This is a genomic window from Gammaproteobacteria bacterium, from assembly GCA_029882975.1.
GTDB lineage: Bacteria > Pseudomonadota > Gammaproteobacteria > SZUA-152 > SZUA-152 > JAJDNG01.
This window is the reverse complement of sequence record JAOUJW010000016.1, coordinates 13501-28890: the sequence shown is the minus strand read 5'-3', so window position 1 is coordinate 28890 and position 15390 is coordinate 13501. Positions and strand designations below refer to the sequence as shown.

The 15390-nt window shown below is 49.4% G+C and carries 16 protein-coding genes; 3 read left to right on the top strand and 13 right to left on the bottom strand.

Going from position 1 to position 15390, the window contains the following annotated elements; all coding sequences use genetic code 11:
• Positions 1-33 precede the first annotated feature (33 nt).
• From ruvA to OEY58_12850, 3 genes are read right to left on the bottom strand one after another with little or no spacing between them, the layout of a single operon-like run.
• Positions 34-636, bottom strand: coding sequence for a Holliday junction branch migration protein RuvA (ruvA, locus tag OEY58_12860; GenBank protein ID MDH5326344.1), 603 nt, complete (start codon positions 634-636; stop codon positions 34-36).
• Positions 633-1169 carry a crossover junction endodeoxyribonuclease RuvC gene (gene ruvC / locus OEY58_12855; protein MDH5326343.1) on the bottom strand — a complete coding sequence of 179 codons (537 nt, stop codon included), beginning with the start codon at positions 1167-1169 and terminating at the stop codon, positions 633-635. The genes ruvA and ruvC overlap by 4 nt, the downstream gene beginning before the upstream one ends.
• A complete protein-coding gene (locus tag OEY58_12850) occupies positions 1166-1906 on the bottom strand; it encodes a YebC/PmpR family DNA-binding transcriptional regulator (protein MDH5326342.1) in 741 nt (246 codons plus the stop codon). The genes ruvC and OEY58_12850 overlap by 4 nt, the downstream gene beginning before the upstream one ends.
• Positions 1907-2123: 217 nt before the next feature.
• Here OEY58_12850 and OEY58_12845 point away from each other — a divergent pair, with 217 nt between their 5' ends.
• Positions 2124-2744 (top strand): hypothetical protein, encoded by a 621-nt coding sequence (locus tag OEY58_12845; GenBank protein ID MDH5326341.1) that lies wholly within the window; start codon positions 2124-2126, stop codon positions 2742-2744.
• Positions 2731-3720, top strand: coding sequence for an RsmB/NOP family class I SAM-dependent RNA methyltransferase (locus OEY58_12840; protein MDH5326340.1), 990 nt, complete (start codon positions 2731-2733; stop codon positions 3718-3720). The genes OEY58_12845 and OEY58_12840 overlap by 14 nt, the downstream gene beginning before the upstream one ends.
• A gap of 289 nt (positions 3721-4009) precedes the next feature.
• Here the strand turns inward: OEY58_12840 and OEY58_12835 are convergent, their stop codons facing one another.
• From OEY58_12835 to OEY58_12825, 3 genes are all read right to left on the bottom strand, one after another.
• Positions 4010-4675: a putative lipase gene (locus OEY58_12835; GenBank protein MDH5326339.1), complete on the bottom strand. Its 666-nt coding sequence runs from the start codon at positions 4673-4675 to the stop codon at positions 4010-4012.
• A 22-nt stretch (positions 4676-4697) separates the two neighbouring features.
• On the bottom strand, positions 4698-6479 hold the full coding sequence (aspS, locus tag OEY58_12830; protein ID MDH5326338.1) for an aspartate--tRNA ligase: 1782 nt from the start codon (positions 6477-6479) through the stop codon (positions 4698-4700).
• Between the two features lie 259 nt (positions 6480-6738).
• Positions 6739-6999 carry a zinc ribbon domain-containing protein gene (locus OEY58_12825; GenBank protein MDH5326337.1) on the bottom strand — a complete coding sequence of 87 codons (261 nt, stop codon included), beginning with the start codon at positions 6997-6999 and terminating at the stop codon, positions 6739-6741.
• Between the two features lie 182 nt (positions 7000-7181).
• Here OEY58_12825 and OEY58_12820 point away from each other — a divergent pair, with 182 nt between their 5' ends.
• Complete coding sequence (locus OEY58_12820; protein ID MDH5326336.1) at positions 7182-7625, top strand: YkgJ family cysteine cluster protein; 444 nt, start codon at positions 7182-7184, stop codon at positions 7623-7625.
• 16 nt (positions 7626-7641) lie between these two features.
• Here OEY58_12820 and yrfG read toward each other — a convergent pair whose 3' ends face one another.
• The 7 genes from yrfG to OEY58_12785 form a co-directional block, all read right to left on the bottom strand.
• Positions 7642-8295, bottom strand: a complete 654-nt coding sequence (gene yrfG / locus OEY58_12815) for a GMP/IMP nucleotidase (protein ID MDH5326335.1) — start codon at positions 8293-8295, stop codon at positions 7642-7644.
• Positions 8292-8597: an antibiotic biosynthesis monooxygenase gene (locus OEY58_12810; GenBank protein MDH5326334.1), complete on the bottom strand. Its 306-nt coding sequence runs from the start codon at positions 8595-8597 to the stop codon at positions 8292-8294. Before OEY58_12810 ends, yrfG begins: the two co-directional genes overlap by 4 nt.
• A 121-nt stretch (positions 8598-8718) precedes the next feature.
• Complete coding sequence (locus OEY58_12805; protein ID MDH5326333.1) at positions 8719-9180, bottom strand: DMP19 family protein; 462 nt, start codon at positions 9178-9180, stop codon at positions 8719-8721.
• 169 nt (positions 9181-9349) lie between these two features.
• Positions 9350-10402, bottom strand: a complete 1053-nt coding sequence (locus OEY58_12800; protein ID MDH5326332.1) for an alpha/beta hydrolase — start codon at positions 10400-10402, stop codon at positions 9350-9352.
• Positions 10403-10501: 99 nt separating this feature from the next.
• The gene (locus tag OEY58_12795) at positions 10502-13363 is read right to left on the bottom strand and encodes a protein kinase (protein ID MDH5326331.1); all 2862 of its coding nucleotides are present in this window, start codon (positions 13361-13363) and stop codon (positions 10502-10504) included.
• A gap of 340 nt (positions 13364-13703) precedes the next feature.
• Complete coding sequence (locus OEY58_12790) at positions 13704-14273, bottom strand: hypothetical protein (GenBank protein MDH5326330.1); 570 nt, start codon at positions 14271-14273, stop codon at positions 13704-13706.
• Positions 14274-15380 (bottom strand): sulfur reduction protein DsrS, encoded by a 1107-nt coding sequence (locus OEY58_12785; protein ID MDH5326329.1) that lies wholly within the window; start codon positions 15378-15380, stop codon positions 14274-14276.
• Positions 15381-15390: the final 10 nt, after the last annotated feature.

Genomic DNA, 15390 nt, shown 5'->3' with positions numbered 1-15390 from the left:
TCCTTATCCGACATACCCTTAAAATATCAGGGTTTAAACAGTCACGGATTTTAAGGCCAAACGAATAATGTCCTCACTACTCTGCCCTTGGGTATCCACGCCACTCACCAGACGGCTGGCCTCCGGCGGTTTGTATCCTAACGCAATTAATGCACTAATGGCATCTTTCAAGGCATGTGAAGGAGAAATCGCCGCTTCCTGACCCGACTGCGGTAACTCCTTGACCGTACTCCAGTCGTCCAGGCGGTCGCGCAGCTCAATCAGCAAGCGTTCTGCGGTTTTCTTACCAATACCGGGAACTGCGGTTAGACGGGCAACGTCATTGCGTTGCACGGTCGCCGCAATCTCCTCCGCCGACAAACCGGACAACAAAGCCAAGGCAAGCTTGGCACCCACACCGGATACCTTAATCAAAGTACGAAACAATAATTTGTCAGTCTCGGAAATAAAACCGTACAACAGCTGCGCATCTTCGCGCACCAATAAATGTGTGTGCAATGTGACTTCGGCTCCCACTTCCGGCAATCGGTAAAAAGTCGTCATGGGCGCTGAAATCTCGTATCCCACACCGCCCACGTCCAGAATCAAGTCCGGCGCCTGCTTAACCAGCAACTTTCCTCGTAATCGACCTATCATAAGTGCCGAAACCGCCCCCGACTCATGCCTGCGATTCCTTCCATATGACTCAAGGTTTTGCGGGTGTTGGCATGGCACAAGGCTGCAGCCAAAGCATCCGCTGCATCGGCCTGGGGCTCGGCAGATAAATTGAGTAAAACCCGCACCATATGCTGTACTTGTTGCTTCGCGGCATTGCCTCGCCCCACCACAGATTGCTTGATCTGGGTTGCGGTGTATTCCAGAACCGGGATATCGCGACTGGCCGCAGCGCAAATAGCCGCCCCTCGGGCCTGCCCCAGTTTCAACGCACTGTCGGCGTTGCGGTGCATGAACACCCGCTCTACTGCCAATTCGTGCGGATGATAATCCACCACTAAATTTTGGACCTCATGGAAAATAGTGCATAAACGCTGGGCCAAATCATCCCCCTGAACCCGAATGCAGCCACTGGCCACATAACTCACACGATTGTTCTGACTATCCACAATGCCGTAGCCGGTGACCCGAGAGCCGGGATCGATACCCAAAATCCGAACCGGAGAGGACGTCACAATTGCGCCATGACTGCGTCTGAAACATCCGCATTTGTGTGCACTTTTTGTACATCATCCAGATCTTCCAATAAATCCACCATTTTGACGAATTTTTGAGCATCCTCCAAACCCAGATCCACTTGGATGGACGCCTGCATGATAATATCCGCCTGTTGTGGAGGCCAATTTGCCGCCACCATCGCGTCTTTCACAACCATAAAATCCTCGGCACTTGTCAGCACGTCAATAGAACCGTCATCATTGACCACCACATCTTCCGCCCCGACTTCCAATGCGGCCTCCATGATGGCATCTTCATCACCACAAGCATAACTTAACAAACCCACTTTGGAGAACAAATAAGCTACGGAACCGCTGGTTCCTAAATTACCGCCGTATTTATTGAATGCATGGCGCACTTCCGCCACCGTGCGGTTGCGATTATCCGTCAAACACTCCACCAACACAGCCACCCCATTGACCCCATAACCCTCATATAGGATTTCTTCATAACTATCCGCGTCCAATTGGCCCGAACCGCGTTTTATTGCCCGATCCACCGTATCACGGGTCATATTAGCGGACAAAGCTTTATCAATGGCCGCACGCAAGCGCGGATTGGAACTCGCATCGCCACCACCGGTACGTGCTGCAACGGTAATTTCCCGTATGAGTTTAGTAAATAATTTGCCGCGTTTGGCGTCCTGGGCGCCCTTGCGATGCTGAATATTGTGCCATTTACTGTGTCCGGCCATGCCTACCTCTTTGCAACTGGAACATGGAAACTGAATTATGGAAACTGGTTATGGAGCAAAGTTACGGAAACCAAGTTTAGCATTTTGCCTCCACGGTTTCATGTTGCGGCTAAATCGATGGTATCGATATTTTTTAGGCCGAATTTTACCGCAAAACCCCCTATTCTAAAGAGAAACGGTTGAAATCACTTGATAACATCGCTAGCATTAACAGGCAATGAGATCATCACTCGCACATTTGGCGATAGCGCTCGCTGCATTACTGCCCTTAAGCGCTTGCAAAACTCTATCAACGCAGTGGTCTGCTGAGACCGGCTCGGTCATCAACCAAAACCATTCCCCTATTCCAGGCGCATACGTTGTAGCCCTGTGGAAAGGCATCCAGAACAAGTCCCAAACCCCTGCCGTTAATAATGAGCAACACAGCTGTTACCACATTGAAACGGATCTCTCCAGCAAAACCGGTATGTATACTATAAAGGCCTGGAATAAACCGGAAACATTGAATCACATAGATCACCAATCCGTTGAGATACTGGCCTACAAACCCGGTTACGTTTTCGAACAACAAGTATTGACTGCCGGTAAATCCAACCAGACTTATCTCAGCATGAGAAAGATCGAAAAACCCACCCGCAGCCACAGCCGCAAAGAACGTTTGAAGTATTTGCAAAAACTGGTCGCTAATACCAGTTGCGACTTAAACACCAAAGGCCGCAAAAAACTCAAAGCGATGTACCAAGCCATTGTAGCCGAAGGCAAGCGCATCGCCAAAACTCACGCCGATAAGAAGCGTTTAAAAAGCCTGAAACGCTGGACCCGCTTTGTCGCCAAATAGCTCTATCCCGTCAGTCGACGCAACTCGGCACCCACTTCCGGAAGCCTTTGTAGCCCGGTTGCAGCATATTGTTCCCGAAAATCGTTTCGAACCCATACTGCAAAGTTTCTCCTACACTCGCCCGCTGCAACTGCGCATCAATACCCTGCGAGCCCAACGCGACACGGTTTTGGCGGCATTAAACGCCGCTAATGTTCCCTCACAAACCCTGGCCTGGCAAACAGACGCCCTGCTGGTAGCAACTGAATTCCGGGAAGCGGTATTACGCAGCGAGTTGTACCAAGAAGGCCTGATTTACAGCCAAAGCCTATCCAGCCAGCTGGCGCCGTTAATCTTAAACCCACAACCGGGAGAAGAAGTGCTGGACCTGTGCGCCGCACCTGGCGGTAAAACCCTGCATATGGCTTGTTTGATGAAAGACCAAGGTCGAATTGGTGCCGTAGAAAAAGTCAAAACCCGGTATTACAAACTCAAAACCAATATCCAACACCAGGGCGCACAGTGCATACAAACCTACCTGACAGACGGCACCCAAACCTGGCGCAAAACCCCGGAACGGTTCCATCGAGCATTGCTGGACGCCCCCTGCTCCTCAGAATCCCGTTTTAATGTCCATAACCCGGCTTCTTTTTCTCACTGGCATATTAAAAAAATCAAAGAAGCCACTCGCAAACAAAAAGCCCTGATCTACTCCGCCATCCAATGCCTCAAACCCGGCGGCACCCTGCTGTACTCCACCTGCTCCTTCGCCCCCGAAGAAAACGAAGCCATCGTGCATCACGCCTTGAAAAAGTTCGGCGACGCGGTCACCGTACAGCCCATAGAATTACCACAGGGGTTTCCCCTTGAAAATGTTCAAGCGGGTTTGCCTGCTTGGCAGGGCAAGTCGTTTAACCCACAGGTGCGAGAGTCGGTACGGGTTTTACCGGATGGGGTGATGCATGGGTTTTATTTGTGTTTGTTGAGGAAGCAGTGAAACATCGTGGGTCGTTCGAGCAAAGGGGGTATGGGTGTTTCCCATAAGCGGACGTTGGCCGCATGGATGCCGCCATCGAGCCTGCAGGGATGTATTCACAGCGTTCCGAGGTTGGGGAACACGACCCCCTTCTGGTTGAGTCACCCCCTCAAAATCCAACCCTCCGGTTATGGCGAATAATCCGTGAGGAGAAGGATGTTCGTTGATGATCATAAACCACTCCCAATGGATTTAGTGGATTCGAATTGTTACAGTGGCGTGTCGCAGAAGCGCACAATCCAGACCGGCGCTAGTGCTCGAAATGCCCCGTTTCCAGAAAACACATCACCTGCTTTGCCACTTCCTTGTTGAACGACATGCCCATGTGATTCACCGGCAAGACAATATGATCCTGCAAGCCTTCCATTTGGGTTTCTTCCACGGTGACTGTTCCGTCATTGGGTAAAGGCAATTTGGCGAACAAGCGCCCCAGCCCCACCGAACGGGTACCGGCTACGCTGCCCCATTCATGGCAAGGGCCCCAGGGAGTACCGTCCTTGGCAAACACGCCTTGATCAATGCTTTTACCCAGAAGTAATTTACCCAACCAGGGCACGCGACTGACCCCATAGGCGGAAAGACTGGTGCGATGCGGTGAGGCCAGGGTCACCACCCTACCGATGGGAAGCTGCGGATAATCGTGCAAAGTCTGACGTAAAACCAAACCACCCAGGCTGTGAGCCACCAAGTGGATGGGATCTGTATTGAGAGATTGGAGAAACTGATTCAGCGTGGCGGCGTTTTCACTGAGGTTTTTACGAACCGTGGGATAGGAAAATCGATGGGTAATATAACCGGCGCGATGTAAGCGCCATTGCAGCAGTAACATGTCCCAACCATTAACCCACAAGCCGTGCACCAGCACGACCGTGGATTTTGCGGTTCTACTTGTATCGCCGGGTTTTGAATCGCACATAGCCGCCACCCGGTAGGAAAAATTACTCTGTGGCCGGCTTGCGCAGACGAATGCTCAACTCACGCAATTGTTTTTCTGACACCGGTGCCGGTGCCGATGTGAGCAAGCAACTGGCGGTCTGAGTCTTGGGAAATGCCATCACTTCGCGTATAGATGAGGCACCCGTCATGAGCATGACCAAACGATCCATACCGAATGCAATACCGCCGTGGGGAGGACAACCGTATTTGAGGGCATCTAACAAAAAGCCGAATTTCTCCTGCGCTTCTTCATCACTGATTCCCAATAACTTAAATACTTTGGCTTGAACATCATGATTAAAAATACGTTGTGAGCCACCGCCGATTTCAGAACCGTTTAACACTAAATCATAGGCACGTGACAAACAAGCGCCGGGATCGGATTCCAACCGTTCCAGGTGTTCCGCTTTGGGTGCAGTAAAGGGGTGGTGTAAAGCTGTCCAACGTTGGTCTTTTTCGTCCCATTCGAACATGGGAAAATCCACTACCCACAGCGGTTTCCAACCTCGCTCCACCAGGCCCATGTCTTCCCCCAGTTTAACGCGCAGTGCGCCCAGGGATTCGTTCACCACTTTGGTCTTATCGGCTCCGAAAAATACCAAATCACCATCGGTTGCGCCCGTGCGCTGCATGATTTGCTCAATGGCCTCATCCGGAAGGAACTTAAGAATAGGCGATTGTAAACCGTCGCGCCCTTTGGCCAGTTCGTTAACTTTAATATAAGCCAAGCCTTTAGCACCGTAAATACCCACATACTTGGTGTAATCGTCGATTTCCTTGCGGGTCAGCTTGCCCCCGTCCGGTACGCGCAAGGCGGCCACACGGCCGTTGGGATCTTGTGCCGGTCCGGCGAACACTTTGAATTCCACACCCTGCATCAAATCCCCCACATCCACCAATTCCAGAGTAATGCGCAGATCCGGTTTATCGGAACCGAAACGACTTATGGCTTCGGCATAGCTCATACGGGGAAATGGGTTGTGCAGAGGTATTTCCAAGGCTTTGCAGAATACGTCCCTTACCATATCTTCCACCAAGCCCATGAGTTCCTCTTCATCCATAAAAGAGGTTTCCATATCCAACTGGGTGAATTCCGGTTGTCGATCGGCACGCAGGTCTTCGTCACGAAAGCAGCGTACGATTTGATAATACCGGTCCATACCGGACATCATGAGCAACTGTTTGAACAGCTGTGGTGACTGCGGCAGGGCAAAAAAATCACCTCGGTGGGTACGGCTGGGCACCAGATAGTCCCTTGCTCCTTCCGGAGTCGCTTTGGTCAGCATGGGTGTCTCGATATCCAAAAAACCTTCCTGATCGAGAAAATCGCGAATAATGCGGCTGATATGAGAGCGCATTTTGATGCGTTGATACATATGGGGACGACGCAGATCAATATAACGATAGCGCAGGCGTAATTCCTCAGACACCTCATCATCTTCGATATCCAGCATAAACGGAGGTGTTTCCGCCACACTGACAATGTCCAATTGCTTGCCCAAAATTTCGATTTTGCCCGTGGGCATATCCGGATTTTCCGTACCCTCAGGTCGAGCCCTTACCTTCCCCTGAACCCGCAAAACAAATTCGTTACGTACCCGCTCTGCGGTGGTGAAGGTTTCTTGGGTATCCGGGTCATAAACCACTTGGACGATGCCTTCACGGTCGCGTAAGTCGACAAATATCACCCCACCATGGTCCCGGCGTCGGTGTGCCCAACCGTATAAGGTGACTTCTTCATCGATGTGTGACTCATTAATATGACCACAGTAGTGGCTACGCATGGTTATGACCCTTTATATCTAAGTGAAAAGTAAAGGCGGAAATGGTACGGATTGCGGCCGGTGCTTGCAACTAGAACTTCCCAAAATCAATCTTTTCCATTCAAATGCAGGGTTGTGGAACCACAAACAAATTGTAAACTCCGCTTTTCGAAAGGCTCTAATGTAAAATTAATTTTGTGAAAGGTTCTAAAATCTGAGTGAACCACCAGCCCTGGCATATTACCATATAATAAATATGGTTAATTGTCGATACTATTGCCTAATTGCCGCTGCTCTTTTTTTCTGTGGCACCACCGGAACTGGACTTTTTATCACCTTGCACCAGATTTTTCTTCTGGCCGCTCTTAAAGTCTGTTTCGTACCAGCCACCACCTTTGAGACGAAACCCCGCCGCGGAGATGAGTTTTTTCAACTCTGGCTGTTTGCAATGGGGACAATCAGTCAAGGGATCGTCACTCATTTTCTGTATAGCCTCGTGGCGGGAACCACAGGCGCTACATTCGTATTCGTAAATCGGCATTACCTATTCCTCTAAAACCTATAATTCCTAAAATCTCAAAACAGCGAGTCGTTTTCCGCAATATGGGGACATACCGTCCAGATTCAATGTTACCGGAATTATACGCCAATCGGGTAAAAATAACTGCGTCTCAACCCAAAGTTCGGTAAAATGCCACCGTCCCCAACAATCATGGTCTCAGCATGCCTAAAAACAAAAACATACCGGTGAAAATTGCAATAACACCGGAAAAAATTACCCCGGAAAATAAATGTAGCTTTTGCAGCGAGTCCAAGTGCTGTAACTACATCACCCAGCAAATCGATACCCCCCGCTCCATGCGCGACTTTGATCATTTATTGTGGCAAACGGCCCATCTCAATGTGCAGATCTATAAAGATGATGATGGCTGGTTTTTATTGGTGAATACCCCCTGTCGCCACTTACAGTCTGACGGTGGATGTGGCGTATACCTGACTCGCCCAATTGTTTGCCGTGAACATGACAATGACTACTGTGAGTATGATGCCCCGGCCGAGGATGGCTTTGAACTGTTTTTCGATGGATACGATGCACTGGAAACTTACTGCCGTAAGCGCTTTAAGTCCTGGGATAAACGTTACGACAAAGAACCTGAACCTGCCTGAATCCAACAGGCATTATTCAAGCAGGCATGATGTCGGCAAAACTGCGAATCGCAGTAAAATCTTCCACATCTTTCTCAGGACTTTTGGAGTCCGGCTGCAGTACGGCCAGTAGATACTGAATGCCGTAGCGACGAGCCGACTTCAACACCGGCAAACTATCGTCCACCAATAGAGTGGTTTTCGGATCGTAATTCACCTGCTGTTTCAAGGCATTCCAGAATTGCGGGTCTTCTTTCGGCATACCGTAATCATGAGCGCAAATCAGCTGATCGAAATGTCCCTGTAGACTCGTCTTTTCCATTTTTAAAGACAAACTGTCAATATGGGCATTGGTTACCAGGATCAAACTGCGACCGCTGTTTCTCACTGCATCCAGAAATTCCACCACATGGGGGTGAATGGCAATCAAATGATCCACTTCCAACTTGAGTTGCGCCACATTCAAATCCAACTGTTTAGACCAGTAGTCCAGGCAATACCAGTCCATGGTACCTTCAGCCGCTTTAAAACGAGGGTAGATCTCCTCTTTGGCACTGTCCACATCCATGCTGTGTTTCTCGCTGTAACGTAAGGGAACATGTTCCTGCCAGAAATGATTGTCAAAATGCAAATCCAGCAAAGTACCGTCCATGTCCAGCAGTACCGTGTTAATGTTATCCCACTGAATCATTTGCTTGCCGACACCACAACAGTGTGCCGCTCCATACGACCTTGACCGACATACGCTTCGGTGGGCAAGGGGTTTTTATGTGCCAGTTTAAAATCCTCACTTTCCACCCAATTCAAAAAAGCCTGTTCGCTCTCCCAAAGGGTCATGACCATAAAGGGACTGTCTTCATCGGCGGGTTTCAGTACTTCCATGCGGACAAAGCCAGGCTGCTTGTCCACTTGTCCGGCTCGTTGAAGAAAACGTTGTTCAAATTGATCCTGCCAGTCTTTGGCAACCGGCACACGATTGGTCACGACGTACATGGTTTCCCTTTTTGGTTGGTTATGGCGTCAGGCCATTATAATGGAAGTGGTGGCGAGTATAAGCAAAAACTTGAACGGCGAGGAGCATTTACTGCGAAAGGCTGGTCCAATAGGGTTTTGCTTAGAATCCGCTTAAGTTCTCTCTGGCGTATTGCGCCGTCAGCTGATAGTTGCGGTCATTGCCCAGAATTTTACCTTGTATGTTTTGCACCAAGGAATCACCCTCATTACCGGTAAATATTTCCTTAATGCATTTTTCTTTCTTAACCCAGTTTTCCGGTGGCCTGCCTTCGGGAAACAATTCCAAAGCCTGCTCAATAGCTCGTGCCGACTCGGCTGCACCGATGGCCTCATAGGCCTCAACAAACAGATGGTAGTCCGGTGTACCGTCAAATTCGCTTTCGAAAAATTGTCGAAATCCACCGTTGTCAATAATGGCTTGGGCTGTCACCACCGCCACCACGTTTCGCGGCACTTCAGGCAATTTGCGAATATCAAAATTCGATTGTGTAGTGAGATATTCCACCAGATTCATCAACAGTAATTCATCGTCGGGTTCTGATAAAATTTCATTTAAAATCATTAGGTAATCTCAATTGTGGTTCAACTTCTCGGCAAATATCGGATAACTCCCCGGATTACACAAAGGCTTCCGAAACAAAACATTGCCAATATTAACGGTACAAAAAGGCTAAAATTGAGTGAAATTTACGGGGGAGCTGTGACGACGATAAGCGCTGAAAATTAATCCATTACCCTTGCTTACGCACTTGTAACAATACCTCGCGTACGGCGCGCACCACCAACTGTGGTTCGCTCAGGTGGATGTAGTGACCGCTGCGTAACGCTCTAATTTGGCGCGAATTGGTCGACAACTGCGCCAACTCCTGCTGCAATTGATTCCAGCGAGACTCAAACTCACCGGACTGAGAAGTAGACAAACCGGGCATTTCGGCTTTCATTCCTCGGCTCACGACAATCAAGGGCATACGCCCCAGATCGCTCATTTGGGCCTGTTGCAGTTCCTTCAAACTATCCGGCAAGGCATCTGCCTCGTCTTTGGCAGTCTCAAAATAGTGCTTGGTGGCCAAAATCGCTCGATAACGTTGCAAAGCTTCGCCGTTCAACCCCTTGTCCGGAATGGCTTCCGGCGTTACCGCCAAGGCACCCAATTTTTGCGCCCATTGCATGACATTAAACAACAACGCAGATTTACGACTGGCATCCTCCAATTCAGGAATATTATTATGTTGGTCCTCATGCGCGGCATCCAGCAATACCATGCCTTTGACTTCCTGGGGAAAACGGTGTGCGTACAGGCGCGCATTCAAACCACCTAAGAAGTGCCCCACCATAACATACGGCGCCGTCTCTCCGGCGTTTTGCAGTAACGCATGCAACTCATCCACCATATGGGAACTGGTTCTGGGTTTAGGGCTTGGGGAACTCCAGCCCATTCCGGCACGGTCGTAAACACATACCCGTGAATATCTGGCCACCTCTGGCTGAACCATTGCCCACTGAACTGAAAAGTCGTGATGATCCGCCTCCAGCACCACCGTGGGCTCCCCCTGCCCCATACATTGGATATGCATTTCATAGCCACCTACATCCACCATGCGACCGGGAGCTGGAAAAGCTTGTGTCAATTTGGGTTTGTAGTAATAAGAAGCGCCCCAAATGCCCATGCTCACCGCACTGGTCATCACAAACGCTCCCATCGCCACCTTGGCAAACCACTTTAGCAGCGTGATAGAGCGTTCGGATTCATCTTCGGCTTTTGGTTCAAACTCAGGTATTTCCATCGTGGGTCTTACTCTTATTGTCCCGCCGACCGGCGGCAGACTTTGCGCCGGTGACTGGGTAACGAGCCTACTTGTTTCAAGGGCCAGGCGTTTCGTTGGTTATTTCGCCGGATTGTTTTGCCAGTAGATTTTCCACTTCCGGTCTTTGTTACGACTTAACTGCACATCAAATTTAACCTGCTTAGACCCCAGACGATCGCCCCAGATATCCACGATATCGGCAAGCTGGATGGTCGCACTGGCTTTGTGTTGCTGGGTGTTATGCTTGGATTCCTTAATCTTGACGGAATACTCGGAGTAATTTTCGAATACTTTTTTCAGATAATTTTTTTTCTTTTCCGACAACACACTAATCTGATAAATACCTTTCAAGTTTTTGTTTTTTAGATCCAGAACCAAATCCGTCAACAGTTGATTCACGGTTTCCGGTTCTTTGGACGTAGCAAGGCGTTCGGCATTGAGCCGTTGGTTCAAGGCAGCAATTTTTTTCTTATCATAACCGCTGCCGGCCAATGTCTTAATCAATTTTTCTGCTTTGTCGAAACGACCGGTATCAATACCATTGTTAATATCCACCAGATAGTATTGATAGATCGTATTAACTCCGGTTAATGCCCGCTTGTTTTTCTTATCCAAACTCAAAACAGCGCGGTACTTCGCCAGGGCATTGTTTCCCTTAGGTGCAATCACTCGCCCTTGGATAAAATCCTTTTTAGCCCGCGTCAATAAATTGCGGATTTTTTTGTTTTTCTCTACCAGCTTGGAAAGGCTGCTGCCGGCTTGATTCAATACCGGTGCATCCGGATCAATTTCCGCAATACTATTATAAGTACGACTGGCCGCATCGATTCTCCTCTCTTTCAGCTGCCTTTGCAGCACGCCGGCCAGATAATCAATAATATTTTGTATGCCTTGTTTTGCCTCGGCATTTTCAGAATCAAGAATTAAAACTTTCTCATAATATGCCAATGCACTGTAATCGGCGGGACGAGTCAGTTTCTTCTGTTTAAACATTTTGTCCGCGGTTGCGAGAAACTCCGCTATTCGATCAACCTTCTCCTTATGGTCCTGCAACTTGGTCTCGATTATCCCTATGGTCTGCAAGTCCACCGACAGACGCTTCAAAATAGGAAATTCTTTTTGCGCCACGTCCCACTGTTCTTGCTCTACGGCGGTACCCACCCGGTCAATGTATATATCGCGAATATTGGCAATTTCCTGTAATGCGGTGGGATGGCCGGGATCCAGCTCCAGTATTTGTTCGTAACGTTCGAACGCATTATTGCTTTCCGGAGAAATTATGCGGTTTTGGCGCTTGTCGCTGGCAGCCAGTTTCAATAAATTAATCACCATCAAATCCCGGTCAGCTTTACTCAAAATGTGGCCGTTACTGGTGACCAGAGTCTGCTCTGCCGTTTTGGGCATACGCTGCGCCGAGTCAGGTTCTGCCGTGGAATCGATTACAGCTTCCGGGTTTTCTACCGACCCTTCTGCTGATATCGGATTTTGGGTCAGATCTTCTTCTTGTTTTGGTGGCTCCGACGCTAATTGCGCTGTCTGGACTTTAGTTTCGCTATTTTCAACAACGGGACTTACCGTGCTGTCATCAACGGATGTGACCAGCACAATAATCAAACTGACTAAGGCAAAAGAGCCCACAGCGGCCGCTGCAATCAACGCAACCCGGTTATCGACGCGTCCGGCCAGACCCTTGATGCTTACGAGCAAACCTTCCAAAAACTCCGACACCCCGGATGCCTTTGGCGGGGTACTGCGCACGCCTTGTAGCGGCGCTTGAACAGCCGCAACAGGTTCCGGCGGACGTGACAAAGCCTCGGTCATCTTATCCAACTGATCCATGGATACGGGTTGCACATGAATCCGGGTATGTTCATCCTCATCTTCGGGGATCAAGGGTGTGGTCACTACCTGTGGCGTTGGTGCATTCGGGTTCGCGGCTGACATTTCCGCCGCCGTTACCGGTTTCATCACTGCAGTGGACTCCAAATCCGGATCCGGCTGGTAATTAAGGTTGTAAAGATCGTCGGTAATGTCAGGAACATCCACTTTCTCCTGTAACATATCCGCCCAATATTTCACTGTGTGGGGTCGTTTTTCTGCATGGAACATCAAGGCATGGTCCACGGCGCGCAAAAACGCCGGACTGTAACCTTCCAGGTTCATTCTGCTTACGGGTTCATATATGTCTTTTCCCTGCCGCAACAAACTGGAGCCGCGCAACAAAGCATCTGCCGGTTTATTGTTGGTGAGAAAATAATACAACGTGGAGCCCAGAGCGTAGATGTCGGTCCATGCACCTTGTTCATCTTCGGATTGGTTATACTGCTCATAAGGCGCATAACCCGCCGTAACCAGGGTGGTTAAGGCTCGAGTGTGACTTTCCAGGGTTTGTCGCGCCGAACCAAAATCCAGCAATACGGTGCTACCGTCATTACGAATGTAAATGTTTGAGGGTTTAATGTCGCGGTGAATAAAACCGGACTCATGTACAAACGATAACCCCTCCAATATAGGCAGAAACATGTTCAGGATCTGAGCCTGAGTAAACTTTGCGTCACGGTCGAAAACGACGGAAAGATCGTCCCCTTCTTCGTATTCCATCACCATGTAAGCGGTATTGTTTTGCTCAAATACACTCAATACTTTAATGATGGCACGATGGTTAAACCTGGCCAGTGTTCGTGCCTCACTGAGAAAGCGCTCCAAACCCCAGGTATACAGTTCGCGATGCCCATCCGTCATGGGGTGAACCGTATGATTGTTTTCCCGGCAAGCAAAATCGGTCGGCAAATATTCTTTAATCGCTACCTGACGATGTAGATTTTTGTCCGTGGCTAGATAGGTGACGCCGTAACCACCACGACCCAAAATACTGTCAATTTCGTACCAATGCAACACATGCCCCTGTGGCAGTGTGTCACGAGCCCCATTTTCACTCACCGTCATAACTCCGTCAAAAGGATATAATGACCCCTTAGCCTAGAAAGGCCAAAGCGCAATCTCATAACTAGAACCTGCCGGTTTAGAGCGATGTACGAACGGGCCTTGCTCTCTGGCAATTGGAGCACCATCCACGACACTAAATCCGAGCATTTTTTTGATCTTGGCTGCTAAAGCGAGTCCACCAGTGCTTATCTGAATCGATGAAGCTCTAATAGAATTCCAATATAGTGTATCAACTTTTAATCATGAATTGACAGTGTATCATTCACCTTTATACTTGTAATTTTCACATTATCTACTTTAAGCGCAAATCTTTATCATTTTTTTATATACCCCACTAAGAAATCAACCGAATTGCCGTTAATTCCAAGTCGCTGAACTTGTCACTTAACCAACGCCGGGCAATACGGGCGACGCCTTGTTCCACTCCGTCATCACCAGCCTGTTTTTGGATTACCGTAAGCTGCAACTCAAATTTAGCCGTATCCGGAGTAAGGTGTTTAGCCAAATCGGTCAACGCGGCTGGACTACCCGGTCTCACCGGGGGCAAGGTAAAGGCCGTCACTTGAATGGTTTCGATGTGTACACTGCTAAATACCGGTGCCAAGACATTGAGCACTTCGCGTTTGGTATAGGCTATAGTTATCTCAGCTATCTGGGCTGCCGCCGCCAACATAAACGGCTCAATCGTAGTCTGTTGTTGCGAATGTTGCGGTTGTTGTATAAGTTGTTGAAAGTAATCCAGAGCCGGAACATAACCCAATTGCCGGGCGTTAACTTCCGCCAGGATCTTTTGCGCCAGCTGCTCCCCGAACCGCTCCACCGGAGCCGGAAGACTTTTTTGTAATTGCGGCAAGGGTACTTGCGCTTTAACCAGCATGGACACTCTGGCGAAATGCAACCCCATTTAAGCTACCGTGTGGTTGAATTCGGCTTGACTCAACACACCGATCTGCACACTGAGCCAATCAAATACCGGTTTGAGTTTCTTACGCATAACCGATCCCACTGCATCCGTTTGTGCGAACACCGGATCCGCCAAATTCTCGCTCACCATGGCCAAACGCAATATCGCTTCTACCTGCTGCCCCCACGGAGCCAGATCCTGGGGCACTGACGACGGTTGGGTGACGAAAACGTCAATCTGCTCACTGCAATTAAATACCACAGCCTCGGTAGCAGGGCGAACAGGAAGAAAATAACGTTCTATGGATTTCAACAACTCCACCACCATATCCTGATCAGAGGCCTTGTGCATTGCCTGGTTTATGGTCAACAGCAACTGTTGCCCTGCCGCAGAACTTAGATGCCGCAACATCTGAGCCATAGGCCCGGACTCCGGCACAGCCGAGCACAGTTGTCCGTGGTCAGCACGTTCAACCCCAGGCTCCGGTAAATCATCCGGTATGGCATTTATGAAACCCACATAATAGGCGCTCTTGCGCCCGGCCCGTTTCCATAAAGCCAAGATCGTTTCCCGCTCCAGCAGGCCGGGGGTTAAAATACGGGTAATGGACTCGATTATGTGTGCCGCTTCCGTCTCAAAGGGCAGGTATTCCAACAAAAAACCGGCCAGTTCGCCGCCAATGGCGCTGCGAGCCACTTGCGCATTGGCAAGAAGCTTTCGCGCCACCTCTGCGGTGGGCATTGCCCACCAGGTTCTGCGCGCCAGTTCTTCGGTTAAACCCGGCGCATGAGCCACGGCAACTACCGCTTCCGGCTCACCCAGGATGAGCAAACTGTCCAGCTTATCTTCCCGCGCCTGTCCCATACGGGTCCAGCGTTTCAGATAGACCGGATAACCGCCAGGTGAACCCAAGGCGTGAGTGGAAAAAAACTCCCGCACCTGACGCACATACTGATCGTCACGCAAGGTAGGGTTTAGCTCGATACGAGCTTCACCTTTACTGGTTAAAGCGTGCACCACCATTTTGGAATCATCAATGCGCACGGCCTGCAAATTCTGACTCAACAGAACGTTCAGTTTTAAATTGTCTTCCGGTGATAAATCCACTTAAAAGCTA

Coding starts and splice junctions, on each gene's coding strand:
- ruvA (MDH5326344.1), bottom strand. CDS start 636: ATGATAGGTCGATTACGAGGAAAGTTGCTGGTTAAGCAGGCGCCGGAC.
- OEY58_12850 (MDH5326342.1), bottom strand. CDS start 1,906: ATGGCCGGACACAGTAAATGGCACAATATTCAGCATCGCAAGGGCGCC.
- OEY58_12845 (MDH5326341.1), top strand. CDS start 2,124: ATGAGATCATCACTCGCACATTTGGCGATAGCGCTCGCTGCATTACTG.
- OEY58_12835 (MDH5326339.1), bottom strand. CDS start 4,675: ATGTGCGATTCAAAACCCGGCGATACAAGTAGAACCGCAAAATCCACG.
- aspS (MDH5326338.1), bottom strand. CDS start 6,479: ATGCGTAGCCACTACTGTGGTCATATTAATGAGTCACACATCGATGAA.
- OEY58_12825 (MDH5326337.1), bottom strand. CDS start 6,999: ATGCCGATTTACGAATACGAATGTAGCGCCTGTGGTTCCCGCCACGAG.
- OEY58_12820 (MDH5326336.1), top strand. CDS start 7,182: ATGCCTAAAAACAAAAACATACCGGTGAAAATTGCAATAACACCGGAA.
- yrfG (MDH5326335.1), bottom strand. CDS start 8,295: ATGATTCAGTGGGATAACATTAACACGGTACTGCTGGACATGGACGGT.
- OEY58_12810 (MDH5326334.1), bottom strand. CDS start 8,597: ATGTACGTCGTGACCAATCGTGTGCCGGTTGCCAAAGACTGGCAGGAT.
- OEY58_12805 (MDH5326333.1), bottom strand. CDS start 9,180: ATGATTTTAAATGAAATTTTATCAGAACCCGACGATGAATTACTGTTG.
- OEY58_12800 (MDH5326332.1), bottom strand. CDS start 10,402: ATGGAAATACCTGAGTTTGAACCAAAAGCCGAAGATGAATCCGAACGC.
- OEY58_12790 (MDH5326330.1), bottom strand. CDS start 14,273: ATGGGGTTGCATTTCGCCAGAGTGTCCATGCTGGTTAAAGCGCAAGTA.